The 14032-nt window shown below is 38.3% G+C and carries 16 protein-coding genes; all 16 read left to right on the top strand.

From position 1 onward, the window contains the following. The 16 genes from fliG to flhB all read left to right on the top strand — a co-directional run bounded on the left by fliG (position 1) and on the right by flhB (position 14010). Entirely contained in the window at positions 1 to 1023 is a 1023-nt protein-coding gene (gene fliG / locus ACYQ0E_RS04360; RefSeq protein ID WP_460187027.1) for a flagellar motor switch protein FliG, read from the top strand. Further along, complete coding sequence (locus ACYQ0E_RS04365) at positions 1024 to 1821, top strand: FliH/SctL family protein (RefSeq protein ID WP_460187028.1); 798 nt, start codon at positions 1024 to 1026, stop codon at positions 1819 to 1821. A gap of 35 nt (positions 1822 to 1856) precedes the next feature. Next, positions 1857 to 3203: a flagellar protein export ATPase FliI gene (gene fliI, locus ACYQ0E_RS04370; protein WP_460187029.1), complete on the top strand. Its 1347-nt coding sequence runs from the start codon at positions 1857 to 1859 to the stop codon at positions 3201 to 3203. 123 nt (positions 3204 to 3326) lie between these two features. Next, positions 3327 to 3776 carry a flagellar export protein FliJ gene (fliJ, locus tag ACYQ0E_RS04375; protein ID WP_460187030.1) on the top strand — a complete coding sequence of 150 codons (450 nt, stop codon included), beginning with the start codon at positions 3327 to 3329 and terminating at the stop codon, positions 3774 to 3776. Positions 3777 to 3854: 78 nt separating this feature from the next. Continuing rightward, a complete protein-coding gene (locus tag ACYQ0E_RS04380; RefSeq protein ID WP_460187031.1) occupies positions 3855 to 5630 on the top strand; it encodes a flagellar hook-length control protein FliK in 1776 nt (591 codons plus the stop codon). A gap of 9 nt (positions 5631 to 5639) precedes the next feature. Beyond that, a complete protein-coding gene (locus ACYQ0E_RS04385) occupies positions 5640 to 6638 on the top strand; it encodes a methyl-accepting chemotaxis protein (protein WP_460187032.1) in 999 nt (332 codons plus the stop codon). A gap of 44 nt (positions 6639 to 6682) precedes the next feature. Continuing rightward, entirely contained in the window at positions 6683 to 7534 is an 852-nt protein-coding gene (gene motA, locus ACYQ0E_RS04390) for a flagellar motor stator protein MotA (RefSeq protein ID WP_460187033.1), read from the top strand. Between the two features lie 25 nt (positions 7535 to 7559). Beyond that, entirely contained in the window at positions 7560 to 8441 is an 882-nt protein-coding gene (motB, locus tag ACYQ0E_RS04395; protein WP_460187034.1) for a flagellar motor protein MotB, read from the top strand. Between the two features lie 28 nt (positions 8442 to 8469). Continuing rightward, positions 8470 to 9057 carry a flagellar basal body-associated FliL family protein gene (locus ACYQ0E_RS04400; protein ID WP_460187035.1) on the top strand — a complete coding sequence of 196 codons (588 nt, stop codon included), beginning with the start codon at positions 8470 to 8472 and terminating at the stop codon, positions 9055 to 9057. Positions 9058 to 9067: 10 nt separating this feature from the next. Next, a complete protein-coding gene (fliM, locus tag ACYQ0E_RS04405) occupies positions 9068 to 10087 on the top strand; it encodes a flagellar motor switch protein FliM (protein ID WP_460187036.1) in 1020 nt (339 codons plus the stop codon). After that, on the top strand, positions 10080 to 10535 hold the full coding sequence (gene fliN, locus ACYQ0E_RS04410; RefSeq protein WP_460187037.1) for a flagellar motor switch protein FliN: 456 nt from the start codon (positions 10080 to 10082) through the stop codon (positions 10533 to 10535). The genes fliM and fliN overlap by 8 nt, the downstream gene beginning before the upstream one ends. 101 nt (positions 10536 to 10636) lie before the next feature. Further along, positions 10637 to 11068 carry a flagellar biosynthetic protein FliO gene (gene fliO / locus ACYQ0E_RS04415; RefSeq protein WP_460187038.1) on the top strand — a complete coding sequence of 144 codons (432 nt, stop codon included), beginning with the start codon at positions 10637 to 10639 and terminating at the stop codon, positions 11066 to 11068. Positions 11069 to 11079: 11 nt separating this feature from the next. Then, positions 11080 to 11832, top strand: a complete 753-nt coding sequence (fliP, locus tag ACYQ0E_RS04420) for a flagellar type III secretion system pore protein FliP (RefSeq protein WP_460187039.1) — start codon at positions 11080 to 11082, stop codon at positions 11830 to 11832. Next, on the top strand, positions 11832 to 12101 hold the full coding sequence (gene fliQ, locus ACYQ0E_RS04425; protein WP_460188697.1) for a flagellar biosynthesis protein FliQ: 270 nt from the start codon (positions 11832 to 11834) through the stop codon (positions 12099 to 12101). The genes fliP and fliQ overlap by 1 nt, the downstream gene beginning before the upstream one ends. Positions 12102 to 12105: 4 nt before the next feature. Then, positions 12106 to 12882: a flagellar biosynthetic protein FliR gene (gene fliR / locus ACYQ0E_RS04430; protein WP_460187040.1), complete on the top strand. Its 777-nt coding sequence runs from the start codon at positions 12106 to 12108 to the stop codon at positions 12880 to 12882. 3 nt (positions 12883 to 12885) lie between these two features. After that, the gene (gene flhB, locus ACYQ0E_RS04435; protein ID WP_460187041.1) at positions 12886 to 14010 is read left to right on the top strand and encodes a flagellar biosynthesis protein FlhB; all 1125 of its coding nucleotides are present in this window, start codon (positions 12886 to 12888) and stop codon (positions 14008 to 14010) included. Positions 14011 to 14032 lie beyond the last annotated feature (22 nt).

Here is a 14032-nt window from a genome sequence, read left to right on the forward strand (position 1 = left end):
ATGGCTGGTTCACTAATTGAAGAAGTGGGTTCTGAAAAAGATATTTCCAATTTGGATAAAGCGGCCATATTGTTACTTTCTTTAGGTAAAGATTCAGCGGCAAAAGTGTTAAAACACCTTAATCCTAGAGAAGTGCAACAAATTGGTTCTGCGATGACAACCGTAGATAATGTGTCACACAGTGATATTCATACTGTCATGAAGTCTTTTTTAAATGAACTTGGCGAAGATGCACTTGGTGTTGATCCAAGCGAATACGCGCAATCTCTTATGGCAGATGCTTTGGGTGATGGTGGTGGTCATCTTATGGATGCAGCACTGCTTGGTGATCAGGTTAAAGGTTTAGAGGCACTTAAATGGCAACATCCATCTACGATCTCAAATATGCTTCGTAATGAACACCCTCAGGTGGTTGCAATTGTTTTATCTTATTTTGACTCAGATCAGGCGGCAGAAGTTCTACGAGGAATTCCAGAACGTTTTCAGGCAGAAGTTATATATCGTATTGCTACTTTAACCACCATTCAACCTCGTGCTTTATTTGATTTAAATGATGTTCTTGTTAATGCTTCAAGCGATGGTGAAGGCGGTAAACTTGCAACGATTGGTGGTGAAAAACGTGCGGCTGAAATCTTAAACTTAGTGGGTGGTGGTGTCGATTCACGTATTCTTGACGATATTTCAATTGAGCATGATGAAGTCAGTAAAGCCATTCAGGACAAAATGTTTGTCTTTGATGACATTGATGGTATTGATGACAGAGGTATTCAGACCATCGTTGCTGAAGTACCAAGTGATATTCTTATTGTGGCCCTTAAAGGCGCTGAAACAGCCATTAAAGAGAAGTTTTTATCCAACCTTTCAAAGCGCCAAGCCGATATTATGCGTGACGATTTAGAAACAGGTGGGCCAGTTAAACTGAGTGCTGTTGAAGATGCGCAACGTAGTATTATACAAACTGTGCGCCGCTTAGCAGATGAAGAGAAAATTATGATGCCTGGTGGCGGTGAGGAGTTTGTATAGGTGGCTGATGATTCTTTTCAAGCAAGTACCGGATTTACTGATGACGATCAAGAGGTGGTTACTCCTCTTGTGCCATCTTCAGAAATAGATTCACCCAATATCCATGCCTGGAAGCCTTCTAACTTTGAAGATGATAATAAACAAGATGAAAAAGAAATCTCCGATGAAATGTATAATAAAATCAAAGAGGAGATGCAGCCAGAGATTCAAAAGCAGGCTGAGCTTTTAAAAAAAGATGCTTACGATAAAGCCTTTGAACAAGGTTATCAAGAAGGTTTGGCGCAAGGACAAGATGAAGGTCGACGTCAAGGTGAATCAGAAGGAAAAGCGGAGTTAATTGCTACTTTACAGCCTAAAATTGATCAGTTTGATTCCATTCTGACCTCTCTTAAAACCCCATACGATTTTATAGAAGAAAAAATCTACTCAGAATTAGTTGATTTTGCTTTACATGTAGCTCAAACGGTTATTAAAAAAGAAGTGCAAAATGATAAAGATTGGATTTTGAATGCCATTACTGAATCCATTGCCGCTTTGCCAGAATCAACCTCTCAAATCAAAGTCTATTTACACCCTGATGATTTAGCATTTTTACAAATATCACAGCCTTCCATTTCTGAAAAGTGGTCACTCCACGAAAACGCTCAATTAGCATTAGGGACGTGTATTGTTAAGCAAGATTATTCAACTATTTTAAATAGTTGGGTTGCTCGTTATGACGATATTGTTAATCAAGTCTCGCACAAAGTTAGTGATGAAGTAGAGTCTAATTCAAATACTGCTACTGATCATGGTTAATGCACTTTTTTCTATATTAGGCTAAAAAGATAAATATGGAACTCATTCAACGACTTAATCAAAATCTAAACGATCGATTCGCTCGATTGATGAAGGACAATATTAAGCCCAAATCGCTTAAGGTTGCTGGTCGTCTAGTGAGAATGGTTGGTATGACATTAGAAGTGGTTGGAACTTTTGCGCCCATTGGTTCACGTTGTCAGATAATGCGTTCTCACGGCTTACCACCTATTGAAGCAGAGGTTGTGGGGTTTCATGACGGACGATTATTTTTAATGCCGATTGGTGATACGAATGGATTAGAACCTAATGCAGAGGTTTTGCCGATTGATGGCGGTGTTAGGGTTGGTGTTGGTATTGGTATGCTGGGTCGCGTAGTGAGCGGTACAGGTGAGCCTTTAGATGATTTAGGGCCTATTGATGTTAGTGATAGTGTGGCGTTAGCTGGAGAACGAATAAATCCGCTTAGTCGTCATCCTATTAGTGAACCATTAGATGTTGGTATTAAAGCAATAAATGGATTATTGACACTTGGTAAGGGACAACGTATTGGGCTTATGGCTGGTACAGGTGTGGGTAAAAGTGTGTTGTTAGGGATGATGACTCGTTATACCAATGCCGATATTGTTGTGGTTGGTTTAGTGGGTGAGCGTGGCCGTGAAGTCAATGAGTTTGTTAGAAATAATTTAGGTGAAGAAGGGCTTAAACGTTCAGTGGTAGTGGCAACTCCGGCAGACGATCCTCCTTTAATGCGTTTGCATGGTGCCATGTTAGCAACCGCTATTGCTGAATATTTTAGAGAGCAAGGCAAGGATGTTTTATTGTTAATGGATTCGTTAACACGTTTTGCTCAAGCTCAACGTGAAATTGCTTTAGCCGTTGGTGAACCTCCTGCCAGTAAAGGCTATCCACCTTCGGTATTTGCTAAATTGCCACAGTTGGTTGAAAGAGCGGGTAACGGTAAATCTGGAGGTGGGTCAATTACGGCTATTTATACTGTATTGGCAGAAGGCGATGATCAGTCAGATCCTATTGTTGATTCTGCTCGCGGCGTATTAGATGGCCATATCTTGTTATCAAGAGAGATTGCGGATAGTGGTCGTTATCCTGCCATTGATGTTGAATCGTCTATCAGCCGAGTCATGGTGGATATTGTGTCAAATGAACAATTATTATTGGCTCGAAAATTTAAAAATATTTATTCAACTTATCAACAAAATCATGATTTGATTAGCGTCGGAGCTTATCGTAAAGGCGCTGACCCAGGTATTGATGAAGCCATTGCTAAACACGATGCACTTAATGCTTTTTTATCGCAAGAAATTCATGAGCAATTTTCTTTGGATATTTCTCTACAAGGGCTAAAACTTGCCTTAAGTTAGTACTTATCTAACGATTGTTATTTGTTGGTTATGAATACTTTTTTAAGCGGTTTTTTCAGCTGAACGATATATATAATTAGATTTTTTCATGCTATTGATCTAATCACTTTAGAGGTAAAAATAGTGTCTCGTAGACTGCAAAGAGTAGAAAAACTGGTAGAGCTTGCACAAGTTGAGTTAGACCAAGCGATGCAAACTTATGGTCATATGCAGTCGCAACTCAATAGCGCTCAACAGCAGTTAGAATCTCTACAAGATTATTGTGAAGACTATGCTAAAAAGCCCAGTTCTGAAGGGTCTATTTCACCGATTCAATTGCAAACCTATAATGCTTTTTCAGAAAAACTCAGTCAAGCATTGGTTGCCCAAGGTAAACAGGTAGTTGAATCTGAAAGATTGTGTGAGTTAGCAAATAAAGCATGGATGGAAAAACGGGTTAGAGTTAAATCTTTAGAAGCCTTGTTTAAGCGTATTTCTAATGGTGAACAAGTTAAGTTAAACCAACAAGAACAAAAAATGCTTGATGAATTATCTGCACAAAAATATATCCAAAATAAACAAAATACGCATTAGTCTTCTCTTGTTACAAATCATTTTTTACCCTTAGGCATGTAAATTGCTTTTGATTAGTTCACGATGCAATGCAAATAAATGAGACAGCTTATGCTTATTAATGCCAATACTTCCCAAATATATCAGCCAGTAGATGTCATGAATGATGAAGGCGCTGAGCAAGGTTTACCTAAAGGTAAGTCTTTTTCAGAACTTTTTAGTTCAATGTATACGTCACCTGAAACAAAAACGGTTGATGTAAGTAGCTTGAAAAACAAATCGATACATTCGAATATTGAAGAGTTAACTAAGCCTGTCGATACTTCAGATTTATTGCAATCAACACCTATAACATCACTAACAATAGATGGTGAAAATGTACTTAATGGAGACAGTTTATTAGTCGATTCTTCGACGGATAACGTTAATTTTGATTCTTTAAATACAGAAAATACAGATGATTCGCTTAATTTACCAGGCCTGGTAAATTTAAATTATCAAGAGTTTGCTAAAAATCAGAGTGTTGAATTGCCTAGTACAGAACCTACAGATGTAAGTTTGAGCCAAGCTTCATTGAATATACCTATTCAAAACTCCGTAGATAAAGTGCAACAAATTAAGCTAGATTCTGCTAATACACCAATGGCAGAAGAACTAACAGAATCTGTAACACAAACATCTTTAGAGCCTTTTTCCCCTGAATTAACACCGCTTGGTACTGATAATATTGCAAACGATGAAATGGCAATTGAAACAATGCCTTTAGCAAGTTCTTTAACAGAAGCGACGAAGGATTCGACTGTTAACGATACTTCTACTGTTAACGATACTTCTGTAGAGGAAAGTGAATTAAATTTAAAACCAGTAGATATTAATAATACAGTGCAAAGTGCTAGCCAAAATTCATCAGAATTATTGGGTAACCAACCCACAGTGGTAGAAAATAATTCTGTTGCTAGTGTTGCTGAAAATATTAGTTCGGATAAAACCGCGACATCAATGGTTCAGGCCACTATGTCTAGTACCGGTAATACTGCAGCGACACAGCAAGCGGCAACTTTAAATACTACTCAACCTACTACTCAACCTACAGCTCAAACAGTTGCGCCTACCATTTCTAGTGCGACTAACGCGAATGCATCAACACATTGGTCTACTGCTGGTTCTGATACCTCTCAGTCATCCAGTTTTAGCCAAAATAATCAGTCTAATGCTCAAACAGGTTCACAAAATAGTCAATCACAAGGTAATAATTCACAAAGTGGTTTACAGCAATTTGTCGCTGCCGTTCAATCTAATCAGTTTCAAGAGAAGAGAGCACAGGGTTTAGAGCAGCAAATGGCGGTTAAAACGTTAACAGATTCTATTGCTAAAACAGATGGCAAAGAAAGTTTGCTTACCAATCCTGTTTCTGGAGAAAATCGTTCATTATTGCCATCTGGTTTACAGTCGATTGCCGTCCCTGTTAGATCGCCACAGTGGGGACAAGCTTTGGGGCAACGTGTCACTTATATGGCCAATAACCAAGTTCAAAAAGCAGAAATTACTCTTAACCCTGAAAAATTAGGCCCTGTACAAGTTAAATTACATATAGACAAAGATCAGCAAGCTCATGTGACAATGACGGCACAGCATGTAACAACGCGAGAAGCGATGGAAAGTGCCATTCCTCGATTGAGAGAAATGCTTGAACAATCTGGTATTAATTTAGCATCAGTTGATGTAGGAGATAATTCTAACTTTGCCCAAAGTAATCAAGAAAATGATTCTGATAATATTCAGTTATCACAAGGTGATGTTGAGCCCGATTTAATAGAACAGCCAGCTGCCCAAACTACCATTATTAGCGATAATATCGTTGACTTTTACGCCTAGGAGCGAGAAATGAAATTTGTAAAAAGTATTGCCTTATTTGTTGCATTAGGAGCAACAAATGCTTATGCAGGCTCAACCATTGCCGGGCTTCCTACTGGCGGTTTTGTGGCTATAGCAATGGTGGTTGCAGGATTAGTTGCTGGTTCTTTGGTGTACTTATTAACTTGTGCTAAGGCGGGGAGTTGCGATCAGACAGAATTAGTGAATGCGTTGCAAAAAGTAATCAATGACAAAGAATTGGCAACAACGGTAAATCTTGCCAGTGTCGATCCTAAATTACTGAATGTAATTAATGACCTTTTAGAATTTGCTTCTAACGAAATCACTAAGGAGATGATTGAAAAATCTACTGCCGAGTCAAAAATTATGGATTTAGAAGGGCAAATGGAAGAGCTTAATGAAACCTTAGCCGCTTGTTATTCACAACAAAATGAAATGTCAGCGTCAAGTATGCCAACACATTTTGATAATAGTGAATTGGTGGCTCTTTCTCAAAAATTGTCTGCAAAACTTCAAAATTTAAATATGGGTTCAAGTCAAGGGATGGAGTCTGCAGGAAATGTTATTAGTGAAGTGAGTGGACTCACAGATGAAGTTGTTCATGCTTCGGGTGTTATAAAACGTCTTGAAGAAGATAGTAGCAATATTGGAACTGTTTTGATCTTGATTCGTGACATTGCTGAACAAACCAATTTATTGGCATTAAATGCCGCTATCGAAGCTGCTCGTGCCGGTGAACATGGTAGAGGGTTTGCTGTTGTTGCAGATGAAGTAAGAATATTAGCTGGTAAAACACAACAAGCTACGACTGAAATTCAAACGATTATTGAAGAACTTCAACAACGTGCTCGTAATGCTGTGCAAGTTATGGAGAGTGGTCAAACCCGAGTTGACTCAACACAACAGCAAGCTAGCCGTGTAAATGAGATATTTAATGGTATAGTCGCAGACCTTTCTGAGTTAAAATCTGCTCAAGAAGAATTAGCGAGCGTAATTCAACGTAGCTAAATGACAAAAATCTTAATGTTAAGCAGTAAAAATAGGATAAACACATGAAGGCAATAGTAGGTACATTAGTCGTAATTGGTACCTTATTGGGTGGTTACTTGCCCCACGGTAGTATAGGTATAATGATTCAACCGCTAGAGATGGTTATTATCTGCGGTGGAGCTATTGGTGCCTACGTTATTGCTAATCCAGGCTGGGTTGTAAAAGCGGGTTTTGCAAAAAGTTTAGGGCTCGCAAAACCACATCATGTGAATAAAGAACTTTTTATGGAGTTGCTTGGTTTAATGTTTCAGATTTTTAACAAAGCCAGACGTGAAGGTTTAATGTCTATTGAGGCTGATGTAGAAGAGCCACATTCAAGTGAGCTTTTTAATAGCGCGCCAAAAGTCGCGGCTGACCATCATGCGGTAGATTTTATTTGCGATTATCTAAGATTAATGATCAGTGGAGCAAGCAACCCATATCAATTAGAAGATTTAATGATTATGGAATTAGATGCTCACCACCATGAAGCGATGATGCCCAGTGCGGCCATTGGAAAAGTCTCAGAAGCACTGCCTGCTTTTGGTATTGTAGCTGCGGTATTGGGGATTGTTGTAACCATGAGCTACTTAGATGCAGGGCCTATGGAAATAGCCCATCATATGTCGGTAGCTTTAGTTGGAACTTTCTTGGGTATTTTAATTGCGTATGGTTTTATCGCGCCTATTTCGTCAGAATTGGCTAACCGTGCGGATGCAGAAGGTGCTTTTTTTGGGGTAATTAAAACGTGTTTAATGGCAAACTTAAATGGATATGCTCCTCAAGTAGCGGTTGAATTTGGACGTAAAGCGATTCCAAGCCATGACAGACCTACGTTTTTAGAAATAGATGAATTTTTACAAAGTCAAAAATAGTTATTAATAAGTTAGTTGAATATTCATGAGTGATGAACAATCCATAATCATAAAACGCCTTAATAAGTGCCCGCACTCAGCACATGGCGGAGCATGGAAAATCGCTTTTGCTGATTTTATGACGGCAGCGATGGCATTTTTCTTAATGTTATGGGTATTAGGCGGAACCAATGATGAAGAGATGAAAGCAATGGCTGAATTCTTTAGAGATCCATCGGTAATAGAATCATCGCCAATGACGTTGGTTGAATCAAAAGAAGCCGGACGTACTTCAGATGCTGTGATTGATATGGGCGGATTTAAAGACTCCCCTAAAGGCACAGAAGGTGATGAAGATGGTTCAGGTAAGGCCGAAGAAATTGCTCAAATGGAAGCGATGAAGCAAAAACTGGAAAAGCAAATTTCAGAAAACGCTTCTTTAAATGAACTTAAAGACCAATTAAAAATAGATGTAACCCCTAATGGTTTACAGGTACAGATTTTAGATGATAGAAAGCGCCCTATGTTTGAATCGGGTGTTGATTTACCAAAAACTTATGCTTCCAAACTCTTAAAAGAGGTGGGTAAGGTCTTGTCTACAACTAAGAATAAAATTAGTATTACAGGGCATACTGATTCATCGGGTTATCATGATAGCTCCGATTACACTAACTGGGAACTGTCTGCAGACCGTGCTAACGCAGCAAGAAGGTTGCTACTTAAGGGCGGTGTAGACGGTAGTCGTATTGCACAAGCAGTAGGAATGGCTGATACTGTGCCGTTTGATAAAGAAAATCCGTATAATCCCAGAAATAGAAGAATTAGTATTATTGTTTTAAATAAAGAAGCAGAGCAACGTTTAAAAAGTTTAAGTGATGCTATTCCAGTTGAAGACTTAAGTAAACAATTGCAACTTACGCCTCATTAATCTGAAGAAAATATAAAGGAAATGAACCATGTCTGAAGAAGAAGTTAAATCAGAAAAGAAAAGCGGTGGTAAGGGACTGATTATAGTTCTTCTTGTTGTTGTTATTCTTCTATTGGTAGGCATTGGCGTAATGGCATTTATGTTACTAAGTGGTGATAAACATTCAGAAGCTAGTGCGGCTGAAGCAGAAGTACATGGTTCTGCAGAGCATGGTGATGCTGAACCTGTTGGGCATGCTAAAGAATATTCGCCAAAATATAAACAATTTGAACCACCAGCCGCTGATGCTAATCCTGTTTATTTTACGATGGATAAATTTGTTGTGAACTTCAATGGTGATGGACAAGCCAAATTTTTAGCGGTTGATTTAAAGTTCTTATCTTATTATCCACAGGTTGTTGGCGATACAGGTGAAATGGAAAACTTGCGTCCAATTCTAAAAAATGACATTGAACGTTTGTTAAGAAATCAACACTACAATGAATTAAATAAACCTGATGGACCTGATAAATTACGTGCAGAAATTTTAGACGTAACGCGTAAAGTACTCGAAAAACATAACATCTATCCAGATTTGGTTGAAGATGTATATATGACTCGTTTTGTCATGCAGTAAGGCGATTTAAATGGATGATATTTTAAGCCAAGATGAAGTTGATGCCCTCTTAAAAGGAATGGGCGGCGGCGATGTTGAAACTGAAGGTGATGATACTTCAGGGGGACAGAGTGCCAAAGTCTACGACTTTACAAACCAAGAGCGCATTGTTCGTGGGCGATTGCCAGCTTTAGATATTATTAATGAACGCTTTGCTCGTGGTTTTCAACGACATTTTAATGAAATGATTATGGCCAGCGTTGAAGTAACCGCTGGTGAAGTTAAAATCATTAAAATGATTGATTATTTACGAAATCTATTTGTTCCAACCAGTTTAAATATCTATCGTATAAACCCCTTAAATGGCGTATCTTTATTTACGCTGGACTCTAAGCTTATTTTTACCGCAGTAGATATCTACTTCGGTGGAACAGGCTTGTTACCATTTAAGATTGAAGGGCGAGAATATACGCCCGTTGAAATGAGTATGGTAAGAAGTATTCTTGATATCACTTCTGAGAACATGCGTAAAGCATGGGGTCCTGTAATGGATATTGAAATTGAATACATGCATTCTGAGATGAATCCAAAGTTTGCTGGAATTGTTGACCCAACAGATATGATTGTTGTGAGTCCAATTAACGTACGTTTTGAAGGTGTTGAAGGGCGTGTTGACATTGTTATGCCTTACGCCATGCTTGAACCTGTTAGAGATAAACTTGAAGAAGGTATGCAAAACCTTCAGGGTGAAAGTGATAACCGTTGGTCTAGAACGCTTAAAGAAGAAGCGAAAAATATTGAAATTGAATTAAGTGTTTCATTAGCTGAATTAAAAATGAATGTTGATGATTTATTAAAAATGGAAAAAGGCGATATTATTCCATTAGAAATGCCAAAACAAGTCACGGTAAAAGCCGAAGATATTGCCATTATGCATGGCAAACTTGGCGAAAGTCATGATAAAAAAGCCGTTAAAATTGAACAAGTTTTACGTCACCCCGCTTATCAAGAGCGAACGATAGAAAATGTTAAGGAGTGGTACGATGAGTGAAGAAGAAGATTTAAGTGCGTGGGGCGACGCCTTAGCAGAACAAGCCGATGCAGAAACGGAAGCACCTGCAGATGATGGTTGGGGTGATGCGTTATCTGAACAAGCGAGCGTTGACGCATTAAAGGCCGAATCGATTAGCTCAGCAGCTTTTGATGAACTTAATGCTGAACGTGGTGGCAATAAAGATAAAGTGGATTTGGATGTCTTAATGGATATTCCAGTCACTTTGCAACTAGAAATTGGTCGTGCAAAGGTGTCAATTCGTAACTTACTGTCTTATACTCAAGGTTCAGTGGTTGAAATGGATCGTTTAGCTGGCGAGCCTTTAGATTTATTAGTTAATGGCACTTTGATTGCACACGGTGAAGTTGTGGTAATTAATGATAAATTTGGTGTGCGTTTAACTGATGTCGTTAGTCCGCAAGAACGTATTAAAAAATTAAAATAACTAAGAGATTTTGCATTAACAAATTTGTATAAAAGAGCTAAAGCGAGTTTAATTTTCTTTTTTATCCAAAATGTAAAGTTTCTATTAAACAAAGATTTTCAATGAAACGAATTAAGCAGGGTTGGTTAACTTTATTTTTATTATTGCAAATGACTTGGGCGTTTGCAGAAGATAAAGCACCGATGATTGGAGAAAAAGTAACTCAGCCCAGCCAATACTTTGGCCAGATTATTTTGTCTTTAGCTTTAGTATTGATTATTATCTTTATTGCGGCATGGTTGCTAAGGCGTTATGGCCGGTTTCCGGGGGTGGCTGATGGTAATCTTAAAGTATTAGGCGCGTTATCTGTTGGACAAAGAGAGCGTATTTTATTACTACAAGTAGGTAAAGAACAAATATTGGTCGGTGTGACATCAAGTCGAATCAGTTGTTTACATCAGCTTGAAGAGCTTGTAGAGGTAAAAGACAATATTCCTGTATCAAGTCAATTTTCACAACGGCTTCAAGAAGCCTTAAAACCTAAAAGAAAGTAATTGGCCTTCACGTGAAAATATTAAAACCATCTCTATTTCTTGCTCTTTCATTATTTCCACTATTGACTTGGGCAATGCCTGGTATTCCAGCTTTTTCAGTAGAAACAGATGCTACTGGTAATCAAGATTATACCCTAACCATTCAGATTCTACTCTTAATGACCGGGCTTACATTACTGCCTGCGGCCCTTATTGCCACCACTTCTTTTTTACGTATTATTATTGTATTAGCCTTATTAAGACAAGCATTAGGTACGATGCAAACACCTTCCAATCAAGTCTTGATTGGTTTGTCGCTTTTTTTAACGCTTTTTATTATGGCTCCTGTTTTAGACAAAGTTTATGACACCGCTGTTGCGCCATACCTTGATGAAAAAATACAGTTTCAAAAAGCAGTAGAGCTCGGTGCAAAACCGATGCATCAATTTATGCTACAACAGACGAGAGAAGACGATTTAGGCATGTTTGCCGAAATGGCCGATGTTACCCTAACGGATCCAGAGGCCGTTCCTTTTAAAGTATTGATACCCGCCTTTATGACTAGCGAACTCAAAACCGCTTTTCAAATAGGTTTTATGTTATTTATTCCATTTTTAATTATTGATTTAGTTGTGGCTAGTTTGTTAATGTCCATGGGTATGATGATGTTATCGCCGATGATTATCTCGTTACCTTTTAAACTCATGTTATTTGTTTTAATAGATGGGTGGGCTTTAGTTGTTGGTACCTTGGCAAATAGTTTTGTTGTACCTGGAGGTATATGATGCAAGAAGAATTTGTATTAACACTTGGTCAAAAAATGCTTGAAGTGACAGCCATGTTAGCCGCACCTTTATTGATTCCAGCTTTGATTATTGGTTTATTAGTCGGTATGTTTCAAGCGGCAACACAAATTAATGAAATGACCTTAAGTTTTATTCCAAAACTTGCTATTGTAGGTGTTGTTTTGGTGGTTGCTGGTCCTTGGATGTTAACAACGTTAATTTCTTTTACCCGTGAGTTATACCAAAATATTCCAGCCATGATTGGGTAACGATATGTCATTTAGCTATCCAGAATTTTTACAGCTGGTAGGGCTATATTTTTACCCATTTGTCAGAATTGGGACTATGCTCTCAATTATCCCTTTATATGGATTAAGTTCCGTACCTGTACGCTCTAAAGTTATTTTGTCTTTTTTTCTAACTCTAATTATTGCCCCAACACTTTCATTGCCACCGCCTGTCGATCCTTTTACCAATCAAGGCGTGTTATTTATAGTGCAACAAGTGCTTATTGGTCTAGCCATGGGCTTAGTCTTTCTTGTTGTTTTTCAAGCTTTTGTTATAGCAGGGCATTTAATATCAATGGGTATGGGTTTAGCGTTTGCACAAATGGTTGATCCTGGTACAGGTGTTAACTCGCCTGTGGTTTCACAATACTTTACCATTGTTGTTACTTTGCTATTTTTGGCCTTAAATGGTCACTTATTAGTTATACAGGTGGTGGCAAACAGTTTTGATTATTTACCTGTAGGTTCAAATTTCTTAACCCCGGATAGTCTTTGGACATTGGTTAAATTTGGAAGCTACATGTTTACAGCAGGTGTCTTAATTGCATTGCCAGCCATTACCGCTTTATTATTAATTAACGTTTCATTTGGTGTGGTTACCAGAGCGGCGCCATCGCTTAATATTTTTGCAGTTGGTTTCCCTGTTACATTATTAGCAGGCCTGGTCATGTTGTCACTGACTACCCCATTAGTCTTGCCACATCTTCAAGAACTTATTCATAGTGCAGTTGATGTACTTAGTCAATTACGTTTAACGGAGTAAATCATGGCTGAAAATGCTGACGGCAGTGAAAAATCCGAAGAACCCACCCAGAAAAAATTAGATGATGCTCGAGAAAAAGGGCAGGTGCCACGCTCAAAAGAATTAACTACGTTATTAATGACCTTTTCGGCTGCGATTTTTATGCTGATGTATGGTGGGGTCATGATGCAGGAATTTATTGATTTGGTCACCAAGGGTATTAGTTTTGACCGCAATGTAGCGTTTGATACTCAAAAGATGATTGATTTAATGATTGCTTTAGCAGTACAAGGCATTTTTCTTATTCTGCCTTTTATTTTAGTGATGGTGATTATTGCTCTATTATCACCAACATTACTTGGCGGTTGGTCTTTTAGTACTAAAGCCTTGGCACCAAAGTTTAGTAAGTTAAACCCCGCTGCTGGAATAAAAAGAATGTTTTCAGTGAAAGCTTTGTTAGAGTTAACAAAAGCTTTTGCTAAGTTTTCTTTGGTTATGATAATGGCAACGTACTTTTTATATACAACATTTGATGAAGTGATTGGTCTTGGAATTGAACCTTTAAAGTTTGCAATGGCGCATTCAGGTAGTTTAATTGTTCAAGCATTTATCTTTGTAAGCTTATCGTTATTGATTGTGGCGGCTATTGATGTTCCTTTTCAGCTATGGGATCACACTAAACAACTTAAAATGACCAAGCAAGAAGTCAAGGAAGAGTATAAACAACAAGAAGGTAACCCTGAAGTTAAGGGGCGTATTCGTCAAGTGCAAAGAGAAATGTCTCAACGCCGTATGATGCAAAAAGTACCAGAAGCCGATGTGATTATTACCAACCCAACACACTATGCTGTTGCGTTAAAATATAACCCCGAAACCATGCAAGAACCGGTTGTTTTAGCGATGGGTGTAGACTTTATGGCAGCCCAGATTAGAACCATAGCAAAAGAGAATAATATTACCTTAGTAGAAGCCCCCCCTTTAGCGCGGGCTTTGTACTATAATGCAGAAATAGATCGGCCTATACCGTTTGATTTATTTAAAGCCGTGGCCGCGGTACTAGCTTATGTATATCAGCTTAAAGAATCTGGCAAAGCAGACAAGGTCGATTTTGGTGATTTACCAATTCCGCCTGACATGAAAACAGAATAAATGAATTTAATACACTCAGGTA

It is taken from the genome of Thiomicrorhabdus hydrogeniphila (assembly GCF_054656895.1).

Coding starts and splice junctions, on each gene's coding strand:
- fliM (WP_460187036.1), top strand. CDS start 9,068: ATGGATGATATTTTAAGCCAAGATGAAGTTGATGCCCTCTTAAAAGGA.
- motA (WP_460187033.1), top strand. CDS start 6,683: ATGAAGGCAATAGTAGGTACATTAGTCGTAATTGGTACCTTATTGGGT.
- motB (WP_460187034.1), top strand. CDS start 7,560: ATGAGTGATGAACAATCCATAATCATAAAACGCCTTAATAAGTGCCCG.
- fliQ (WP_460188697.1), top strand. CDS start 11,832: ATGCAAGAAGAATTTGTATTAACACTTGGTCAAAAAATGCTTGAAGTG.
- fliG (WP_460187027.1), top strand. CDS start 1: ATGGCTGGTTCACTAATTGAAGAAGTGGGTTCTGAAAAAGATATTTCC.
- fliR (WP_460187040.1), top strand. CDS start 12,106: ATGTCATTTAGCTATCCAGAATTTTTACAGCTGGTAGGGCTATATTTT.
- ACYQ0E_RS04400 (WP_460187035.1), top strand. CDS start 8,470: ATGTCTGAAGAAGAAGTTAAATCAGAAAAGAAAAGCGGTGGTAAGGGA.
- fliO (WP_460187038.1), top strand. CDS start 10,637: ATGAAACGAATTAAGCAGGGTTGGTTAACTTTATTTTTATTATTGCAA.
- fliN (WP_460187037.1), top strand. CDS start 10,080: ATGAGTGAAGAAGAAGATTTAAGTGCGTGGGGCGACGCCTTAGCAGAA.
- flhB (WP_460187041.1), top strand. CDS start 12,886: ATGGCTGAAAATGCTGACGGCAGTGAAAAATCCGAAGAACCCACCCAG.
- fliI (WP_460187029.1), top strand. CDS start 1,857: ATGGAACTCATTCAACGACTTAATCAAAATCTAAACGATCGATTCGCT.
- ACYQ0E_RS04380 (WP_460187031.1), top strand. CDS start 3,855: ATGAGACAGCTTATGCTTATTAATGCCAATACTTCCCAAATATATCAG.
- ACYQ0E_RS04385 (WP_460187032.1), top strand. CDS start 5,640: ATGAAATTTGTAAAAAGTATTGCCTTATTTGTTGCATTAGGAGCAACA.